Origin of the sequence: Microbacterium sp. 70-16, from assembly GCF_001898315.1 — a bacterium.
In the GTDB taxonomy this organism is placed as follows: Bacteria; Actinomycetota; Actinomycetes; order Actinomycetales; family Microbacteriaceae; genus Microbacterium.
The window spans coordinates 107,747-125,922 of the sequence record NZ_MKTQ01000016.1 but is presented as its reverse complement, the minus strand read 5'-3'; the positions used below and the strand labels follow the sequence as shown (position 1 = coordinate 125,922).

The window sequence follows — 18,176 nt, the reverse complement described above, 5'->3', positions numbered from 1 at the left end:
GGCTGCATTCGTCCGGGAACGAAAAGACCGCCTCGAGGGCGGTCTGTGTCGTGGGTCGCGAGCACACCGCCTCAGCGGGTGGGCCACCAGGAGGTGTTCGCGAACATGCGGTCACATTATCAGACCGCGGGCACACGAACAGTTCAGCCTCGCACCAGCCCCCGCGGCGTAGGCTGAGGGGCGTGCCAGCAGTGAATCTCGGGATGCCGCGCGTGCCGGACGTCCTCTCCCCGCGTCGCAAGAGTCGTCAGATCAAGGTCGGCAAGGTGCTCGTCGGTGGCGACGCGCCCGTGAGCGTGCAGTCGATGTGCACGACGCCGACGACCAACATCAACGGAACTCTGCAGCAGATCGCCGAGCTCACGGCATCCGGCTGCGAGATCGTGCGTGTCGCGGTGCCCTCGCAGGACGACGCCGATGTGCTGCACATCATCGCGAAGAAGAGCCAGATCCCGGTCATCGCCGACATCCACTTCCAGCCGAAGTACGTCTTCCAGGCGATCGACGCCGGCTGCGCCGCTGTGCGCGTGAACCCGGGCAACATCCGCAAGTTCGACGATCAGGTCGGCGCGATCGCGAAGGCGGCGAAGGATGCCGGGGTGTCGCTGCGCATCGGCGTGAACGCCGGATCGCTCGACCGTCGCCTGCTCGAGAAGTACGGCAAGGCGACGCCGGAGGCGCTCGCCGAGAGCGCCGTGTGGGAGGCATCCCTCTTCGAAGAACACGACTTCCACGACTTCAAGATCTCGGTCAAGCACAACGACCCCATCGTCATGGTCAAGGCGTACCGGCTGCTCGCCGAGCGTGGTGACTGGCCGCTGCACCTCGGTGTGACCGAGGCCGGGCCGGCCTTCCAGGGCACGATCAAGTCCGCGACGGCGTTCGGCATCCTGCTGGCCGAGGGCATCGGCGACACGATCCGCGTCTCGCTGTCGGCACCGCCCGCGGAGGAGGTCAAGGTCGGCCACCAGATCCTGCAGTCGCTGAATCTGCGCGAGCGCAAGCTCGAGATCGTCTCGTGCCCCTCGTGCGGTCGCGCGCAGGTCGACGTCTACACGCTCGCCGACAGCGTCACCGAGGGTCTCAAGGACATGACCGTGCCGCTGCGCGTGGCCGTCATGGGTTGCGTCGTCAACGGTCCCGGCGAGGCGCGCGACGCCGACCTGGGCGTGGCATCCGGCAACGGCAAGGGCCAGATCTTCGTCAAGGGCGAGGTCATCAAGACCGTGCCCGAGGCGGACATCGTCGCAACCCTCATCGAAGAGGCGAACCGCCTCGCCGACGAGATGGGCCCCGACGCGAAGGTCGGGACGGCGCAGGTCATCACCGCCTGAGGCGGCCGCCGCCCGCCGGCACCCCGGACAGGCAATCGCGCGAGAACAGGCCGATTCCCGCAGGATCTGCCTGTTCTGGTGCGGATGCCTGTTCTGGGGCGCGCTCGTCAGTGCAGCGCGCCGCCGACCAGGCCGTCGTCGGCGCCGGTGAGCGCGGTCTCGATCGCGATGCGCAGGGCGCGGGTGATGTCGCGCAGGTCGAGCGACGGGATGCCGGCCGGAGCCTGACCCGTCGCCCACGGCACGTGGATGAACCCGGCATGGGTGGTGGGGGCCGCGGCATCCAGTGCTGTGAAGAACACGTGGTTGCACACGAACGTTCCGGCCGAGTACGACACGTCGGCGGGGATGCCTGCGGCGCGGATCGCCGCCGCGATCGCCTTCGTCGGCAGCGTCGCGAAACGGCCGGTCGCAGCCCCCGCGACGCTCGGCTCGTCGAGCGGCTGCGCGCCGTCGTTGTCGGGGATGCGGGCATCGACGAGGTTCACCGCGACACGCTCGACGCGGATCGCCGCTGTGCCACCGGCGAGCCCCGCAGCCAGCACGACGTCGGGGGAGTGCTCGGCGATCAGCGCGCGCAGGCGCGCCGCGGCCCCCGCGAACGTCACCGGCAGCACCTCGGTCACCAGGTTCGCGGGCCCGTCCCACTCGGCGGCCAGGGTGCGCACGGCGTCGCCGGAGGGATTCGCGGCGTCGCCCGCGAACGCCTCGAAGCCGGTGAGCAGAACAGTCGTCACCGCTTCACGCTAGCGCCGACTCAGGCGGCCGGGTCCCACAGCGAGTGGTACGCGTTGATCGCGGGCTGGCCGCCGAGGTGCGCGTAGAGCACCGTCGAGTCCTTGCCGATGTCGCCCGTCTTGACGAGGTCGATGAGGCCCGCGAGCGACTTGCCCTCGTAGACCGGGTCGGTGATCATCGCCTCGAGCTGCGCGCCGAGCGCCATGGCATCCATCGTCGATGCGACCGGCACGCCGTAGAGGTCGCCGGCCCAGCCCTCGAGCACCTGGATCTCGTCGTCGCGCAGGTCGCGGCCGAGTTCGATCAGCGCGGCGGTGTTCCGGGCGATGCGGGCGACCTGGTCGCGCGTCTGCTCGAGCGTCGCCGACGCGTCGATGCCGATCACACGACGCCTGACACCCGTCAGGTCTTCTAGCGCCGCGAAGCCGGCGATCATGCCGGCGTGCGTCGAGCCGGTCACGGTGCAGACGACGATCGTGTCGAAGAAGACGCCGAGCTGCTTCTCCTGCTCGGCGACCTCGAACGCCCAGTTCGCGAAGCCGAGTCCGCCGAGGGGATGCTCGGACGCACCCGCCGGGATCGGGTAGGGCGTGCCGCCCGCGGCCTCGACCTCGGCGAGCGCCTGCTTCCACGAATCGCGGATGCCGATGTCGAAACCTGCGGCATCCAGCCGGGAGTCGGCGCCCATCATGCGCGACAGCAAGATGTTGCCGACCTGATCGTTGGTGGGGTCTTCCCACGGCACCCACTTCTCCTGCACGAGGCGGGCCTTCAGCCCCAGGTGTGCGGCGACCGCCGCGACCTGGCGCGTGTGGTTGGACTGGTAGCCGCCGATCGAGACGAGCGTGTCGGCGCCCGATGCCAGGATGTCGGGGACGATGTACTCGAGCTTGCGCACCTTGTTGCCGCCGAACGCGAGGCCGCTGGAGACATCCTCGCGCTTGGCCCACACCTGCGCGCCGCCGAGGTACTGCGTGAGCCGCTTGAGGTGCTGCAGCGGGCTCGGTCCGAACGTGAGCGGGTAGCGGGGGAACTCGTGGAGCATCATCGGGTGTCTCCTTCGTCGACGGGTGGGAGGGTGAGGGTCTGCCAGGTCTGCGCGGCGAGATCCGCCGCGGCATCCACGTCGCCTGACGTGCACAGCGCGATGAGCGCGTTGTGACGCTCAGCGGATGCCTCGCCCTCGTGCGACGCGAAGCGCAAGCGCTCGGCGCGCCGCAGGACGGGCTCGTACTGTGCGATGACCTGCGCGGCGGCGCGGTTGCCGCTCGCGACGATCGCCACGCGGTGGAAGCGCTCGTCGGCATCCAGTGCCGCATCGACGTCGCCGCGGCGCTGTGCCTCGGCGAAGGCGGCGTTCGCGTCGCGCATCTCGGCGAGGTCCTCGGGAGTGAGCCGGGCAACAGCCTCACGCACCGCGAGGGCGTGCATCGCGGCGACGACCGACTGCGCGTCGCGCACGGCGGCGGGGTCAACCGGGGCGACGACGGTCGACTTGCCGGGCGTTGCGCGCACGAGCCCAGCCCGGGCGAGTTCGAGCAGCGCTTCGCGCACGGGGGTGCGGCTGACGCCGAGCCAGGTCGCGAGCTCCATGTCGCGCAGCTGCTCGTCGGGAGCGAGGGTGCCGTCCACGATCGCGTCGCGCAGTCGCGCGTACACGTCGTCGCGCAGGAGGGAGCGCGGAGGGAGGGTCTCGGTGGGAACGGGCACGATATGCAATATATTGCGCTGGTGCGCGTGACACAAGTTGGGTGTGGGGTTGGCGGCGGGCGGTGGGCGCCGCGCGGAAGGGGCGCGCCAGAACAGGCATCCGCACCAAAACAGGCGAACCGTCGGCGATCTGGCCTGTTCTCGCGCGATCGCCTGTTTTCGCGCAGACCCCGCGCCGCCTCCGGCGGCCGGCTCAGGCGGGCGAGAAGTCGAGTGTTCCCTCGATGACGGATGCCGCGTCCAGCCGCAGCCGCACGGTGCTGCCGGGGGCGGCATCCAGCCCTTTGACCTTCGCCTCGACGGGCGGCGACGTCAGCTGCACGCGCGCGCCGTCGCCGCGCTGGGCGAGCACGACGCCCTCGAACGTCTCGCCCTCGTGCCCCGTCAGCAGCGCCGCCTCGACGCGGTCGAGAGACCCGGCATCCAGCTGCGAGGCCTTCTGGGCGCTGCGTCCCATGAGCTTGGGCAGGTCGGGCAGTGACGCGCGCGCCCACTCCGGTACCTCGCGACCGTTCGCGAGGGCCTCGCAGACGACGAGTGACCAGCGGTCGACGAGCCGCCGTAGCGGCGCCGTCGTGTGCGCGTATGCCGCGCCGATAGCGGACTGCTCGGTCTGCGCGGGCACTTCGCCGTCGAAGGCGACATAGCCCGCGCCGCGGAAGAGGCCCGCGGCGTACTCCTTGACGGCGCGCGCTGCGGGGGAGCGGTCGAGGCCCCGCAGGTAGTCGCCGTAGCTCACGTTGAGGCGCCACGGCAGACCGAGCGCGATCGTGTGCGCGCGGAAGTCCGCGATGTCTGCGGCGTCGGCGGGCGGCATCGTGCGCAGGATGCCGACGCGCCCGGCCAGCATGATCTCGGCCGCGGCCATGCCGGTCATCAGCGACACGTGCGCGTTCCAGTCCTCGAGCGGCACGCCGTAGTCGAGCTCGAGTCGGTAGCCGTCGCCGTCCGGAACGACGCGCGCCTCGGGGATGTTCAGGCTCGCGCCGCCGCGCTCGCGCTCGCGGTCGGTGCGCGCGGCACCGAACCACGGCATCGCGAGGAGGCTCGCGGGGCCGTCGCCGGCGTCGATCGCGCGCTGCGCGTCGACGTATGACCACTGCGCGCGCGACCGGATGACGCCGCGCGTGAGCGTCGTCTCGGTGGGGCGCGCGCCCTCGTCGAGGACGAAGCGCCATACGAATGCGCGGCGGTCGACATCCGGCAGCAGCGAGGCCGCGTCTTCGCTGAGGATCGGCGGATGAAGCGGGATGCGCCCGTCCGGGGCATACATCGTCTGGCCGCGACGCCGGGCCTCGGCATCCAGCGCGCCGCCGGGCTCGACGTACGCCGGCACGTCGGCGATCGCGTAGTGCAGGATCGCCCCCGAGCCGGTGCGCTCGAGATGCAGCGCCTGGTCGAGGTCGGTCGAACCCGCGGGGTCGATCGTGAGGAACTCGATGTCGCGCAGGTCCGCCAGTCCAGCGCCGTCCGCGGCGCTGTCGGGTTCGACGGGGACCTCGCGCGCCGCGCGCTCGGCTTCGGCCTGCGCGTCGGGCGGGAAGGCATCCGGCAGCTCGAGCGAGCGGCGCAGCGCCGTGAGCGAGGCAGCGAGGTCGCCGCCGGTGGCGGTCGGGTGCAGGCGCGAACGGCGGTGTGGCATGGCTCAGTCCGTGAGGAGGTCGACGTCGTACACCGACAGCTTGGCATCAGCGCTGACGATCGGGACGCCGAGGGTCTGCGCCTGCGCGACGATCATCCGATCGAACGGGTCGCGGTGGTGTGGCGGAAGAGCGCCCGCGGTGACAGCGTGCTCGAACTCGATCGGCACGAGTTCCACGTTCGTCAGCTCGAGCTGCTCGCGGAAGTGTGCCGCCGTGCGCAGGGGCGAGGTCAGTCGGCCGGCGTGCGTCTTGACCGACATCTCCCACACGCTGGCGACGGACAGGAGCAGGCTGTTCTCGGCGTCCTCGACAGTCGCACGCTGGATGCCTTGAAGGCGCGGGCTGTCCTCCAGCATCCAGATCCAGATGTGGGTGTCGAGCAGGAACGAGCTCATGCGGGGAGGATCTCGCCGTTCTCGAACAGGTCGATCGTCTCTTCATCGACCTCGTCGAAGTCGTCCGCCATTTGGATCCGACCGCGGAGCGTGCCGAGCTGCCGCTGCGGTGTCGAGCGCTCGAGGGGAACGATGCGGGCGATGGGCGTCGTGCCCCGGTTGATCTGCACTTCGACGCCGCTCTCGACGTCGTGCAGGAGGCGCGACAGGTGCGTCTTCGCCTCATGGACTCCGACGACGATGCGATCGGACGACTTAGTCATGTGACTTAGTCTATCGATGCGGGCATCCGAGCGACAGGCTTCAGCACGGATGCCCGAAACACCGGCGCGCGGGGTCCGTAGACTTGACCCTCGTGGTCACACGTCTGTCGAAGTTCTTCCTCCGCACGCTCCGCGAAGACCCCTCGGATGCCGAGGTCACGAGCCACAAGCTGCTCGTGCGCGCCGGCTACATCCGCCGTGCCGCGCCCGGCATCTTCACGTGGCTGCCGCTGGGCCTGAGGGTCAAGGCGAAGATCGAGGCGATCATCCGCGAAGAGATGGCCGCCGCGGGCGCGTTCGAGGTGCACTTCCCGGCGTTGCTGCCCCGCGACCCCTACGAGCAGTCGGGCCGGTGGACCTCGTACGGCGACGGCATCTTCCGCCTGCAGGACCGCAAGGGCGCCGACTACCTGCTCGCGCCCACGCACGAGGAGATGTTCACCCTGCTCGTGAAGGACCTGTACTCGTCGTACAAGGACCTGCCGCTGACGATCTACCAAATTCAGGACAAGTACCGCGACGAGGCACGCCCCCGCGCGGGCCTGCTGCGCGGCCGCGAGTTCACGATGAAGGATGCCTACTCGTTCGACTACACCGACGAGGGCCAGGATGCCTCGTACATGCGCCAGCGCGATGCCTACGAGCGCATCTTCCAGCGCCTCGGCATGGAGTACGTCATCGTCGCGGCCGACAACGGCCTCATGGGCGGCGCGCGCAGCGAGGAGTTCCTGCACCCCACCGCCGTCGGTGAGGACACGTTCGTCCGGTCGGCGGGCGGTTACGCCGCCAACGTCGAGGCGTTCACGACCGACGCGCCCGACGCGTTGCCGTTCGACGCCGCGGGCGCTCCCGTCGTCTTCGACTCGCCGAACACCCCGACGATCGACACGCTCGTCGCGCACAGCAACGCCGTGCTCGACACCTCGGCGAGGGAGTACACCGCGGCCGACACGCTCAAGAACGTCGTGCTCGCGCTGACGCACCTCGACGGCACGCGCGAGCTCGTCGTCGTGGGCCTGCCCGGCGACCGCGAGGTCGACGACAAGCGCGCCGAGGTCGCTTTCGCCCCGGCCGCGGTCGAGGCCGCGACGGCGGAGGACTTCGAGCGCAACCCGCTGCTGGTCAAGGGCTACATCGGTCCCTGGTCGCCCGAGGGCGCGATCCTCGGCGAGGAGTCGGCGACCGGCATCCGCTACGTCGTCGACCCGCGCGTCGGCGAGGGCACCAGCTGGATCACCGGCGCCAACATCGACCAGAAGCACGCGCACTCGGTGGTTGCGGGCCGCGACTTCTTCGCAGACGGCGTCGTCGAGGTCGCGAACGTGCGCCCCGGCGACCCGGCGCCTGACGGCTCGGGCCCCGTCGAGCTCGCGCGTGGCATGGAGATCGGCCACGTCTTCCAGCTCGGCCGCTTCTTCGCTGAGACGCTGGGCCTGAAGGTCCTCGACGAGAACGGCAAGCTCGTCACGGTGACGATGGGCTCGTACGGCATCGGCGTGACGCGCATCCTCGCGGCGCTCGCCGAGCTCAACAACGACGACAAGGGTCTCGTGTGGCCTCAGGCCATCGCGCCCTTTGACGTGCAGGTCGTGGCGACGGGGCGCGATGCCGTCGCGTTCGACCTCGCCACGTCGCTGTCGGACGAGCTGGATGCCGCGGGCTTCGACGTGCTCTACGACGACCGACCCAAGGTGTCGCCGGGCGTGAAGTTCGGTGACGCCGAGCTCATCGGTGTGCCGCAGATCGTGATCGTCGGTCGCGATGCCGCCGACGGTCAGGTGGAGCTGTGGGACCGCCGCACCGGCGACCGCGAGGTCGTGCCGGCGACGGAAGTCGTCGCGCGCCTCGCGCGCTGAGCCGGCTGAGCGCGCTGATCCGGCCGGGCCGGCCGGGCCCGCTGAACCGGCCTATCCGACCGAACCGCCGGGCTACAGCGCCTCCAGCAGCTCCGCCGCCCGCGCCGCGTCGCCTGCCGCGGCGAGTTGCGCCGCCACCGCCCGCGCACGCTGCCGGTAGGAGGGGTGCGCGGTGACCTCGGCGGCCGCCGCCCGCACGGCGGCGGGCTTCGGCCTGCCGGTCTTGAGGTTCACGCCCGCACCCGCGGCCGCGACGCGGCCGGCGACCTCGGGCTTGTCGAGATCGCCGCCCGCGACGACGAGGGGCACGCCGTGCGAGAGTGCCGTCAGCACGCCACCCCAGCCGCCGTTCGTGACGAGCACGTCGAGGCGCGGGAAGAGGTCGTCGAACGGCACGCGTGACGCCGTGCGCACGTTCCGCGGCACGGCGAACGGCAGGGGGTCCACACCGCGCACGCCCGTCGTCGCGACGACGATGGCATCCTCGTCCGCAAGCGCCTCGAGGGCGGGCTGCAGCAGATCGGTGGGGTCGACGTTCTGCGTGCCCTGGGTCACGGCGATCACGCGGCGCCCGTCAAGGTCGCACCACCACGGCGGTGCCGGGATGGCAATCGGTGTCGACAGTCTCCCGACCCAGTGCAGGAAGTCCGGTCGATCGGGGAGGTCGAAGTCGAGCGCGGGGCATCCCGACGCGAGGATCAGGTCGTGCGTCCATACCTGATGCTCGAATCCGACGGATGCCGCCGGCAGTCCGACCGCTTCGCGAGCACGGTTCGCCGCGGTCTTCAACCGCCCCGACAGCGCGGGCACGAGCGCGCGCAGCGCCGCATCGCGCGCGCGACCGACGACGGTCCGCCCGGGCCGCAACCCCAGCCCCGGCGGCGGACCCGCAGGTGACATCAGGTGGAGCGGCAGGACGGCGACGGTCGCCCAGCGGCATCCGATCGCCTCGGCGATGATGCTCGGCGCGATGGAGGCTTCGTCACTCACGAGCACGTCCCACGGGGCGCGCTGCCACTCGGCGCGCACGTCGTCGAGCTGCGCCGGGGCCGTCGAGATGAAGAGGTCCTCCATGTTGATCATCAGCTGGCTGAACCCCTTCTTGCCGACCAGACGCGGAAAGGTCGCCGCGAGGTTCTGCTCGTCGAAGTCGGGCGCGGCGCGCCACGGCACGAATCGTGCGCCCGTCGCCTCGACCTGCGCCTGGAACGCCGCACCCGTGTAGAACCGCACGTCGTGCCCGCGCTCCACGAGGGCCGCCGCGACCGCGGCGAGGGGAGCGACATGCCCCGAGAACGGCATCGCCGTCACCATGAACCGCTCCATACGCGAATTGTGGCACCGCACGGCGCTCGCCGTCAGGGGTGCCGCCGATCCGCGCGACACCCCGCATTCACCATCTCGTGCCAGGGTGGGGGCATGACAGCCAGCTCCACCCAGATTCCCCAGGCGGTCACCGAAGACCTGCGCGCGATCATCGCGGATGCCGGGATCACGAGCGATCAGGACCTCATCGCCCGCATCCTCGCGACGGGCATCGGTTTGGGCCTCGACCCCACCGACCGGCTCGACCTGAAGATCACCTCGGCCGCCCTCACCGAGATGCGTGCGGCGTTCCGCCTGTTCGAGCCGTTCCGCGGCATCCCCAAGGTCACGATCTTCGGGTCGGCTCGCACGAAACCCGACGACCCGCACTATGCGGCGGCCGCGCAGGCAGCGCGTGCGCTCGCCGAGCGCGGCTGGATGGTCGTCACGGGCGCGGGCCCCGGCATCATGCAGGCGGCGGCCGAAGGCGCCGGTGCCGAGCACTCACTCGGCGTGAGCATCCGGCTGCCGTTCGAAGAGAAGCCGAACGCCGTCATCGCGAAGAACTCGCGCAACGTCGCGATGAAGTACTTCTTCACCCGCAAGCTCATGCTCGTCAAGGAATCCGCCGCGTTCATCTGCGTGCCGGGCGGCTTCGGCACGCTCGACGAGATGTTCGAGCTGCTCACTCTCCAGCAGACCGGCAAGGCCGAACCGACCCCGATCGTCCTGCTCGACCGCCCCGGCGGCACCTTCTGGGCGGGACTGCAGCGCTTCGTCGACGAGCAGCTGATTCCCGGCGGTGTCGTGTCGCCGGACGATTTCGACCGCGTGCTTGTGACCGATTCGGTGGATGCCGCGGTGAGCGAGATCACCGGGTTCTATCGCAACTACGACTCCCTGCGCTGGGTCGGCGGACGCCTCGTGCTGCGGCTGAAGCACGCCCCGACCGACGCCGAGGTCGCCGCGCTGAACGACCGGTTCGCGGACCTGCTCGCCGACGGCGTGATCGAGCATCGCGGCGCGCTCACCCCCGAGATTGAGGACGACGATCGCGTCGACCTGCCGCGGCTTGTGATGCGGCTCGACCAGTTCCGGGTCGGCCAGCTGCACCGCATCATCCGAGCCCTCAACGAGCTCGAGTCGGCGCAGGGTGAGGCGCCCGCGTAGCCCCCGCCGCGCGGGTCAGGACTCCGGGTCGTCGGTGGGACCTGCGAACCATGCAGGGCCGAGGGGCACGACATGGCGCCCCATCGTGCGCCAGTAGAACTTCTCGATGAGCATGTAGGTCGCCAGCGCCGAGGCCGCGAGCAGGAACCAGGCGCCGGCCACTTCCAAGGCATCCGTGCCCGAAAGTGTGCCGATCGCCTCGAGACCGAGCCCGAGGGCGACCGCCAGCAGCGTCAACGGCAACGCCGTGTTGTGCGTCGCGCCCGCGAAGACGAAGCCGAACGCGAGGACCGCGAAGATCGCCGAGAACAGCGGTTGCGCGGGCCCGGACACCTCGAAGAAGCCGAGTTCGCCGCCGAGGAGGAACCCGGGCATGCAGATCCAGTACCAGCCGAACGCGTTGTAGACGATGAAGTGGAAGTCGTCGCCGGCGAAGTACGACAGCATGCCCGCCGTCACCTGGACGATGCCGCCGAACACCGCCCCGACCCAGAAGACGGCGCTCTCGTTCTGCACCCCGAGGTGCGCGAGCTGCGCCGTGAGTGTCGCGATGACGAAGCCGAGCAGACCGATCAGTCCGGGGTCGGCGGTGCGGGAGGCACGGGCGGCGGGGGAGGAGGAACGGGGGGAGTCCATGCCGCAAGTATGCCGAGCTTCGGTGGCGCTGCACCACCGGTGCCTTCACAGGTGGCATCCGGTAAAGTCGGGAGGATGGTGCCGGGGGTGACCCCGCATCGAGAGCTGAATAGGGAGGCACCTGTGGACATCGATCTGGGACTGTTGCGGACGGTCGAGCGCGAGAAGGAGATTCCCTTCGAGGAACTCGTGCGCATCATCGAGCAGGCGATCCTCACCGCCTACGCCAAGCACACCTCTCCTGACGGCGAGCTTCCCGAGGGCGCCCGCGCCGAACTCGACCGCAAGAGCGGCCACGTCGCCGTGTTCATCCCGCTGCGCGACGAAGAGGGCGCCGTCATCGGTGAAGAGGAGTCCACGCCCGAGGACTTCGGCCGCATCGCCGCCTTCGCAGCGAAGCAGGTCATCAGCCAGCGACTGCGCGACATCGCCGACGACCAGGTCCTCGGCGAGTTCCGCGGCAAGGAGGGCGACATCGTCGCCGGCGTCATCCAGCAGGGCCCGAACCCCCGGATGGTGCACGTCGACCTCGGCACGGTCGAGGCGATCCTGCCGCCCGAAGAGCAGGTCGCCGGCGAGGAGTATCCGCACGGTGCGCGCCTGCGCGTGTACGTGACATCCGTCTCGAAGGGGCTGAAGGGCCCGCAGATCACCGTCTCGCGCACCCACCCCGGGCTCGTGCGCAAGCTCTTCGCGCTCGAGGTGCCCGAGATTGCGTCGGGTCTCGTGGAGATCACCTCGCTCGCCCGCGAAGCCGGGCACCGCACGAAGATCGCCGTGACCGCGACCGACCCCGCGATCAACGCGAAGGGCGCCTGCATCGGCGAGCTCGGCCGCCGCGTGCGCGCCGTGACCGAGGAGCTCGGCGGCGAGAAGATCGACATCGTCGACTACAACCAGGACCTTGCGACGTTCGTCGCCAACGCCCTGTCGCCGGCCAAGGTCACCTCGTCGTTCGTGCTCGACGCGAACACGAAGGCGGTCCGCGCGCTCGTCCCCGACTACCAGCTGTCGCTCGCGATCGGCAAGGAAGGCCAGAACGCGCGGCTCGCAGCCAAGCTCACCGGCGCCAAGATCGACATCCAGCCCGACAGCATCTTGGAGTCGTGACGGAGGGGTAAGATGGAACCCGTTCGAACGTGCGTGGGTTGCCGCGCGCGCGCTCCACGATCCGCTCTCCTCAGGGTGGTCGCACGGGACGGTGTCCTCGTCGCTGACGAGAAGGCCGTGCTCCCGGGTCGGGGTGCGTGGGTGCATGCCACAAGCGAGTGCGTGGACACCGCCATCCGGCGCCGCGCCTTCGGACGCGCATTGCGTGTGTCCAGCATCCTCGACACGAGTGCACTGGACACGCAGACCTCTCAACCCACCCACCAGCGAAACGGCTGAACGGCTATGGACTCAAAGTGAACGGCTCGAAATGAGACCCGTCCGCAAGTGAACGGTCTGCCCTGTCCGGGGTAGGCCCCCAGACAGGAGAATTGTGGCAAACGCCAAACCCCGCGTGCATGAGATCGCTTCCGAGCTCGGCGTCGACAGCAAGGTCGCGCTCGCGAAGCTGAAGGAGCTCGGCGAGTTCGTCAAGAGCCCCTCATCGACCATCGAGCCTCCCGTGGCTCGCAAGCTCCGTGCGGCCCTCGAGGCCGACGGTGCCGGAGCGAGCGCCGAGGCGCCGAAGGCCGCCCCCGCCGCTCCCGCAGCGCGCCCCTCCGCGGCGCGTCCGTCCAGCGGTGCGCGTCCCGGCCCCGCCAAGCCTGCGGCGCCGGCGAAGCCCGCCGCCGCACAGGCCCCGGCACCCGCCGCGCCCGCGGCTCCGGCCGCGCCCGCGGCTCCCGCTCCGGCGGCACCCGCCGCGCAGGCGCCGGCCGCCGCCACGCCTGCGCCCGCCGCGGGCACGCCCGCGCCGGCCGCGCCGGCAGCCCCGGCCTCCGGTGCCCCGACGCCGGGCGCTCCGCGTCCGGGCGGTGCCCCGCGCCCCGGCAACAACCCGTTCGCGTCGTCGCAGGGCATGGGGCAGCGCCCCGCCGGCCCGCGCCCGGGCAACAACCCGTTCGCGTCGTCGCAGGGCATGGGTCAGCGTCCCACCCCCGGCAACATCCCGCGCCCGCAGGCTCCGCGTCCCGGCGCGCCTCGTCCCGGTGCCCCGCGCCCCGGTGGTGCGGGTCGTCCCGGTGGTGCCGGTCGTCCCGGCGCTCCGTTCCAGCAGCGTCCCGGCGGCCCCGGTCGTCCCGGCGGTGCCGGTGGCGGTTTCCAGCGTCCCGGTGGCACGGGTGGCCCCGGTGCCCCCGGCGGCTTCGCCGGTCGTCCCGGTGGCGGCGGTGGCCGTGGCCGTGGTCCCGGCGGTGGCACCGCGGGTGCCTTCGGCAAGGGTGGCGGCAAGTCCAAGCAGCGCAAATCGCGTCGGGCGAAGCGGCAAGAATTCGAGATGCGGGATGCCCCGGTCGTCGGCGGCGTCAACGTTCAGAAGGGCAACGGCGAGATCATCCGCCTGCGCCGTGGCGCATCGATCGCCGACTTCGCGGACAAGCTCGAGGCGATCCGCGGCTACACCGTGCAGCCCGGCACGCTCGTGACGATCCTGTTCAACCTCGGCGAGATGGCGACGGCGACGGAGTCCCTCGACGAGGCGACCTTCGAGGTCCTCGGCGCCGAGCTCGGCTACAAGATCCAGATGGTCTCGCCCGAGGACGAGGACAAGGAGCTCCTCGAGGGCTTCGGTCTCGACCTCGAGGCCGAGCTGGAGGCGGAGAGTGAGGATGACCTCGAGATCCGTCCGCCGGTCGTGACCGTCATGGGTCACGTCGACCACGGTAAGACGCGACTGCTTGACGCGATCCGTCAGACCAACGTCGTCGCGGGCGAGGCCGGTGGCATCACGCAGCACATCGGTGCCTACCAGGTGTGGACTGAGCACGACGGCATCGAGCGCGCCATCACCTTCATCGACACCCCGGGTCACGAGGCGTTCACCGCCATGCGTGCCCGTGGTGCGCAGGTGACCGACATCGCGATCCTCGTGGTCGCCGCCGACGACGGCATCATGCCGCAGACGGTCGAGGCCCTGAACCACGCCCAGGCGGCGAACGTGCCGATCGTGGTCGCGGTCAACAAGGTCGACAAGCCCGAGGCGAACCCCGCGAAGGTCCGCCAGCAGCTGACCGAGTACGGACTGGTCGCCGAGGAGTACGGCGGCGACGTCATGTTCGTCGACGTGTCGGCGCGCCAGAACACGGGCATCCAGGACCTTCTCGACGCCGTCCTGCTGACGGCTGACGCGGGCCTCGACCTCACGGCCAACCCGAACAAGGCGGCACGTGGTGTCGCGATCGAAGCGAAGCTCGACAAGGGCCGCGGTTCGGTGGCGACCGTCCTCATCCAGTCGGGAACGCTGCGGGTCGGCGACGCGATCGTCGCGGGTACGGCCTACGGTCGCGTCCGCGCCATGATCGACGAGAACGGCGATGCGGTCGACGAAGCCTTCCCGTCGCGTCCCGTGCAGGTGCAGGGTCTGAACTCGGTGCCGCGCGCCGGTGACACCTTCATCGTGACCGACGAAGACCGCATGGCCCGCCAGATCGCCGAGAAGCGTGAGGCAGCCGAGCGCAACGCTCAGCTGGCCAAGGCCCGCAAGCGCATCTCGCTCGAGGACTTCACCCGCGCGCTCGAAGAGGGCAAGGTCGAGTCGCTCAACCTCATCATCAAGGGTGACGTCTCCGGTGCCGTCGAGGCGCTCGAGGAGTCGCTGCTCAAGATCGAGGTCGACGACTCCGTCCAGCTGCGGATCATCCACCGCGGCGTCGGTGCGATCACCGAGTCGGACATCAACCTGGCCACGATTGACAACGCGATCGTGATCGGCTTCAACGTCCGTCCCGACACGAAGGCGCGCGAGCGCGCTGCTCGTGAGGGTGTGGATGTCCGGTTCTACTCGGTCATCTACAATGCGATCGACGACGTCGAGCAGTCGCTCAAGGGCCTGCTCAAGCCGGAGTACGAAGAGGTCCAGTCGGGCGTCGCGGAGATCCGCGAGGTCTTCCGCTCGTCGAAGTTCGGCAACATCGCCGGTGTCATCGTGCGGTCGGGAACGATCACGCGCAACGCCAAGGCGCGCGTCATCCGCGAGGGTGTCGTCATCGCCGATGGCCTCGCGATCGAGTCGTTGCGCCGCTTCAAGGACGACGTCACCGAGGTCCGCACGGACTTCGAAGCCGGTATCGGCCTCGGCAAGTACAACGACATCCAGATCGGTGACGAGATCGAGACGATCGAGATGGTGGAGAAGCCGCGCGGCTGATCTGCGTTCTGAGTGAGGGGTGCCCGAACGGGCGCCCCTCACCTGTCCGGAGGAAGAGATATGTCGAACGAACGACAGGCCCGCATGGCGGATCGCATCCGCGTGCTCATCGCCGAGCGGCTCGAGAAGGGGCTGCGTGACCCGCGGCTCGGCTTCGTGACGATCACGGATGTGCGCGTCACGGGCGACCTTCAGCACGCCTCGGTCTTCTACACCGTCTACGGCAGCGATCAAGAGCGTGAAGACTCGGCGGCGGCGCTGAAGGCGGCCACCGGCATGCTGCGCAGCGAAGTGGGCAAGCGCCTCGGCGTGCGCCTGACACCGTCGCTCGAGTTCATCCCCGACGCGCTGCCCGAGTCGGCCGGCCACATCGCCGATCTGCTGCGCGAAGCGCAGGAACGCGATGCTGTGGTCGCGGGGCTCGCCTCGACGGCCACCTACGCCGGCGACGAAGATCCCTACGTCAAGCCCCGCGAGTTCGACGAGGACGACGACGAAGACGAGGTCTGACCCCCTCTTCGCTGATGCTCCCGAACTGACTTCTTTGATGCTCCCGAACTGATCCGCTAGGAGGATCAGTTCGGGAGCATCAGTGCACCACCGGATGCCTCGATGAGTCCGTCTGCGATGAGCGCGTCGATCGCGCGGTCGCGCTGCGTGGCATCAGGCCAGTCGGCGGCGACGTCACCGTGTGGGAGTTCGTGCGCGTCCGCTTCGCGCAGCGCGCGCAGGATCGCCCCGCGTGCCTGCCGGTCGCTGCCCTCGTAGCGGGCCTGCTTGCGCCGGTCGTCGCCCGTGTCGGGGTACCCGGCCGCACGCCACGCGCACACGGCGGCCAGCGGACACGCCTCGCATCGCGGGGCGCGCGCCGTGCAGACGACGGCACCGAGTTCCATCGTCGCGGCGTTGAACGCGGCGGCATCCGCGAGATCTGTCGGCAGCAGCGCCGCCATGGCGGCGAGGTCGCGCTTCGCGGGCGGTCCGGGCTGCGAGCGTCCGTCGATCGCCCGGGCGAGAACGCGCCGGGTGTTCGTGTCGACGACGGGATGCCGGTCGCCATACGCGAACACGGCGACGGCGCGGGCCGTGTAGTCGCCGATCCCGGTGAGGGCCAGGAGAGCCTCGACATCGCGCGGGACGACACCGGCGTGACGGTCGCGGATCTCGATCGCCGCGCGGTGCAGCCACAGCGCGCGCCGCGGATAGCCGAGGTTCGCCCACTGCCGCACGGCATCGGCGGGTGCGGCCCCCGCCAGATCGGTCGGCGTGGGCCAGCGTTGCAGCCACGCCTCGAGGTGCGGGATCACCCGCGCGACCGGCGTCTGCTGCAGCATGAACTCGCTCACGAGCACGCCCCACGCCCCGAACTCCGGCGCGCGCCACGGCAGGTTGCGGGCGTTCGCCCGATACCACGCGAGCAGGGGCGTCGCGAGGTCGGGCATCCGTCCAGCCTAGGCGTCGGGAGCGGAGCCGACGCCTAGGCTGGACGGGTGCCCGAAACAACCCCCGCGCCGAACGGCATCGTGCTGGTCGACAAGCCCGGCGGCATCACGAGCCACGACGTCGTCGCCCGCGCGCGCCGCGCGCTGAACACCCGCAAGATCGGCCATGCGGGAACCCTCGACCCCATGGCGACGGGACTGTTGATCCTCGGCGTCGGCCCCGCGACGCGGCTGCTGACCTACATCGTCGGGCTCGACAAGACCTACGAGGCCACGATCCGGCTCGGCATCTCGACCGACTCCGACGACGCCGACGGCACCGTCACGGCACGAGCGGATGCCGCGGCTCTCGCCGCTGTGACAGCCGACGGCATCACGGCGGGCATCGCTGCACTCACGGGTGACATCGAACAGGTGCCGAGCACCGTGTCGGCCATCAAGGTCGGCGGCAAGCGCGCTTACGACCTGGCCCGCGCGGGGGAGGAAGTCGCGCTCAAGGCCCGGTCGGTGACCATCGGCCGGTTCGAGCTGACCGCGACGCGCACAGGCCCGGACGGCATCGACCTCGACGTCGTCGTGGACTGCTCAAGCGGCACCTACATCCGCGCGCTCGCGCGCGACCTCGGCGCGGGCCTCGGCGTCGGCGGCCACCTGACGGCGCTGCGCCGCACGCGCATCGGCCCGTTCGACGTGGCCGCGGCCGCCACCGAGATCGCGCCCGACGCGACGCTCCTCGCGCCGGCCGTCGTCGCCGCCGACGTCCTGGGTGCCTTCCCGGTCACGGCCGATGAGGCGCGCGATCTGCGGCACGGCAAGCGGCTGGCGGGCGCCGCGGCGCGGCTCGAGACCCCAACCCCTGCCGCGATCGACCCGGACGGCGTGCTGGTCGGCATCGTCGAGCGGCGCGGCTCCGACGTCAAGAGCAGCATGAACATGGCGGAGGGAGCCTCGTGATCACGTGGTTCACGATCGCCCAGGTTGCCGTCGCGGTGATCGTTGGGCTCGTCGCGGTCATCGCGGGGCTCGCGGGGCGTCGCCCCGGCGACGTCACGGTCGGCGGCATGGCGCTCATCCTGCTGCTGCTGATCGCACAGGTCGTCATCGCGATCGTCGCGCCGCTCGCGGGCAACGAGCCGCTCGGCAGCGGGCTCGAGTTCTGGGTGTACCTCGTCTCGGCCGTTCTACTGCCCCCCGCCGCCGTCTTCTGGGCCCTCATCGAACGCAGTCGCTGGAGCACCGTCATCATGGGCGTCGCCGCGCTCGCGGTTGCGGTCATGGTCTGGCGGATGCAGGTCATCTGGACGACCCCGCCGCTGTGACCGCCGCGCCGACCGCTACGCCAGCACCAGCCCCAGCCCCAGCCCCAGCCCCAGCGCCGGCCGCGACCGCG

The 18,176-nt window shown here is 70.5% G+C and carries 18 protein-coding genes; 9 read left to right on the top strand and 9 right to left on the bottom strand.

Annotated features, from left to right (window positions below; all coding sequences use genetic code 11):
- The first annotated feature begins 203 nt into the window (after nt 1–203).
- The gene (ispG, locus tag BGO46_RS08545) at nt 204–1,334 is read left to right on the top strand and encodes a flavodoxin-dependent (E)-4-hydroxy-3-methylbut-2-enyl-diphosphate synthase (protein WP_292897145.1); all 1,131 of its coding nucleotides are present in this window, start codon (nt 204–206) and stop codon (nt 1,332–1,334) included.
- A 107-nt stretch (nt 1,335–1,441) separates the two neighbouring features.
- Here the strand turns inward: ispG and pcp are convergent, their stop codons facing one another.
- From pcp to BGO46_RS08515, 6 genes are all read right to left on the bottom strand, one after another.
- On the bottom strand, nt 1,442–2,071 hold the full coding sequence (pcp, locus tag BGO46_RS08540; protein WP_292678980.1) for a pyroglutamyl-peptidase I: 630 nt from the start codon (nt 2,069–2,071) through the stop codon (nt 1,442–1,444).
- A 20-nt stretch (nt 2,072–2,091) separates the two neighbouring features.
- Nucleotides 2,092–3,120 (bottom strand): 1-aminocyclopropane-1-carboxylate deaminase, encoded by a 1,029-nt coding sequence (locus BGO46_RS08535; RefSeq protein ID WP_292678982.1) that lies wholly within the window; start codon nt 3,118–3,120, stop codon nt 2,092–2,094.
- On the bottom strand, nt 3,117–3,782 hold the full coding sequence (locus BGO46_RS08530) for a GntR family transcriptional regulator (RefSeq protein WP_292678985.1): 666 nt from the start codon (nt 3,780–3,782) through the stop codon (nt 3,117–3,119). The genes BGO46_RS08535 and BGO46_RS08530 overlap by 4 nt, the downstream gene beginning before the upstream one ends.
- 193 nt (nt 3,783–3,975) lie before the next feature.
- Complete coding sequence (locus BGO46_RS08525) at nt 3,976–5,424, bottom strand: RNB domain-containing ribonuclease (RefSeq protein WP_292678988.1); 1,449 nt, start codon at nt 5,422–5,424, stop codon at nt 3,976–3,978.
- A gap of 3 nt (nt 5,425–5,427) precedes the next feature.
- The gene (locus BGO46_RS08520; protein WP_292678991.1) at nt 5,428–5,820 is read right to left on the bottom strand and encodes a type II toxin-antitoxin system VapC family toxin; all 393 of its coding nucleotides are present in this window, start codon (nt 5,818–5,820) and stop codon (nt 5,428–5,430) included.
- On the bottom strand, nt 5,817–6,083 hold the full coding sequence (locus tag BGO46_RS08515; RefSeq protein WP_292678994.1) for a type II toxin-antitoxin system Phd/YefM family antitoxin: 267 nt from the start codon (nt 6,081–6,083) through the stop codon (nt 5,817–5,819). Before BGO46_RS08515 ends, BGO46_RS08520 begins: the two co-directional genes overlap by 4 nt.
- A 92-nt stretch (nt 6,084–6,175) precedes the next feature.
- Between BGO46_RS08515 and BGO46_RS08510 the strand changes: the two genes are divergently transcribed.
- On the top strand, nt 6,176–7,939 hold the full coding sequence (locus BGO46_RS08510; protein ID WP_292678996.1) for a proline--tRNA ligase: 1,764 nt from the start codon (nt 6,176–6,178) through the stop codon (nt 7,937–7,939).
- Nucleotides 7,940–8,011: 72 nt separating this feature from the next.
- Here BGO46_RS08510 and BGO46_RS08505 read toward each other — a convergent pair whose 3' ends face one another.
- Nucleotides 8,012–9,265 carry a nucleotide disphospho-sugar-binding domain-containing protein gene (locus tag BGO46_RS08505; protein WP_292678999.1) on the bottom strand — a complete coding sequence of 418 codons (1,254 nt, stop codon included), beginning with the start codon at nt 9,263–9,265 and terminating at the stop codon, nt 8,012–8,014.
- Nucleotides 9,266–9,358: 93 nt separating this feature from the next.
- Here BGO46_RS08505 and BGO46_RS08500 point away from each other — a divergent pair, with 93 nt between their 5' ends.
- On the top strand, nt 9,359–10,414 hold the full coding sequence (locus BGO46_RS08500) for a TIGR00730 family Rossman fold protein (RefSeq protein WP_292679002.1): 1,056 nt from the start codon (nt 9,359–9,361) through the stop codon (nt 10,412–10,414).
- A 15-nt stretch (nt 10,415–10,429) separates the two neighbouring features.
- Here BGO46_RS08500 and BGO46_RS08495 read toward each other — a convergent pair whose 3' ends face one another.
- Nucleotides 10,430–11,050, bottom strand: coding sequence for a GPR1/FUN34/YaaH family transporter (locus tag BGO46_RS08495; RefSeq protein WP_292679004.1), 621 nt, complete (start codon nt 11,048–11,050; stop codon nt 10,430–10,432).
- Nucleotides 11,051–11,173: 123 nt separating this feature from the next.
- Here BGO46_RS08495 and nusA point away from each other — a divergent pair, with 123 nt between their 5' ends.
- The 4 genes from nusA to rbfA all read left to right on the top strand — a co-directional run bounded on the left by nusA (nt 11,174) and on the right by rbfA (nt 15,854).
- Nucleotides 11,174–12,160 carry a transcription termination factor NusA gene (nusA, locus tag BGO46_RS08490; protein ID WP_292679006.1) on the top strand — a complete coding sequence of 329 codons (987 nt, stop codon included), beginning with the start codon at nt 11,174–11,176 and terminating at the stop codon, nt 12,158–12,160.
- A 12-nt stretch (nt 12,161–12,172) separates the two neighbouring features.
- Nucleotides 12,173–12,439, top strand: a complete 267-nt coding sequence (locus BGO46_RS08485) for a YlxR family protein (protein ID WP_292679009.1) — start codon at nt 12,173–12,175, stop codon at nt 12,437–12,439.
- Between the two features lie 115 nt (nt 12,440–12,554).
- A complete protein-coding gene (gene infB / locus BGO46_RS08480; RefSeq protein WP_292897130.1) occupies nt 12,555–15,344 on the top strand; it encodes a translation initiation factor IF-2 in 2,790 nt (929 codons plus the stop codon).
- Nucleotides 15,345–15,404: 60 nt separating this feature from the next.
- Nucleotides 15,405–15,854 (top strand): 30S ribosome-binding factor RbfA, encoded by a 450-nt coding sequence (rbfA, locus tag BGO46_RS08475; protein ID WP_292679173.1) that lies wholly within the window; start codon nt 15,405–15,407, stop codon nt 15,852–15,854.
- Between the two features lie 65 nt (nt 15,855–15,919).
- Here rbfA and BGO46_RS08470 read toward each other — a convergent pair whose 3' ends face one another.
- Entirely contained in the window at nt 15,920–16,786 is an 867-nt protein-coding gene (locus tag BGO46_RS08470) for an A/G-specific adenine glycosylase (protein ID WP_292679175.1), read from the bottom strand.
- 48 nt (nt 16,787–16,834) lie between these two features.
- Here BGO46_RS08470 and truB point away from each other — a divergent pair, with 48 nt between their 5' ends.
- Both truB and BGO46_RS08460 read left to right on the top strand, forming a co-directional pair.
- Nucleotides 16,835–17,740 (top strand): tRNA pseudouridine(55) synthase TruB, encoded by a 906-nt coding sequence (truB, locus tag BGO46_RS08465; protein WP_292679178.1) that lies wholly within the window; start codon nt 16,835–16,837, stop codon nt 17,738–17,740.
- Nucleotides 17,737–18,105, top strand: coding sequence for a hypothetical protein (locus tag BGO46_RS08460; protein WP_292679181.1), 369 nt, complete (start codon nt 17,737–17,739; stop codon nt 18,103–18,105). The genes truB and BGO46_RS08460 overlap by 4 nt, the downstream gene beginning before the upstream one ends.
- Nucleotides 18,106–18,176: the final 71 nt, after the last annotated feature.

Coding starts and splice junctions, on each gene's coding strand:
- BGO46_RS08505 (WP_292678999.1), bottom strand. CDS start 9,265: ATGGAGCGGTTCATGGTGACGGCGATGCCGTTCTCGGGGCATGTCGCT.
- BGO46_RS08495 (WP_292679004.1), bottom strand. CDS start 11,050: ATGGACTCCCCCCGTTCCTCCTCCCCCGCCGCCCGTGCCTCCCGCACC.
- rbfA (WP_292679173.1), top strand. CDS start 15,405: ATGTCGAACGAACGACAGGCCCGCATGGCGGATCGCATCCGCGTGCTC.
- ispG (WP_292897145.1), top strand. CDS start 204: ATGCCGCGCGTGCCGGACGTCCTCTCCCCGCGTCGCAAGAGTCGTCAG.
- BGO46_RS08500 (WP_292679002.1), top strand. CDS start 9,359: ATGACAGCCAGCTCCACCCAGATTCCCCAGGCGGTCACCGAAGACCTG.
- BGO46_RS08525 (WP_292678988.1), bottom strand. CDS start 5,424: ATGCCACACCGCCGTTCGCGCCTGCACCCGACCGCCACCGGCGGCGAC.
- BGO46_RS08470 (WP_292679175.1), bottom strand. CDS start 16,786: ATGCCCGACCTCGCGACGCCCCTGCTCGCGTGGTATCGGGCGAACGCC.
- BGO46_RS08520 (WP_292678991.1), bottom strand. CDS start 5,820: ATGAGCTCGTTCCTGCTCGACACCCACATCTGGATCTGGATGCTGGAG.
- BGO46_RS08515 (WP_292678994.1), bottom strand. CDS start 6,083: ATGACTAAGTCGTCCGATCGCATCGTCGTCGGAGTCCATGAGGCGAAG.
- BGO46_RS08485 (WP_292679009.1), top strand. CDS start 12,173: ATGGAACCCGTTCGAACGTGCGTGGGTTGCCGCGCGCGCGCTCCACGA.
- BGO46_RS08535 (WP_292678982.1), bottom strand. CDS start 3,120: ATGATGCTCCACGAGTTCCCCCGCTACCCGCTCACGTTCGGACCGAGC.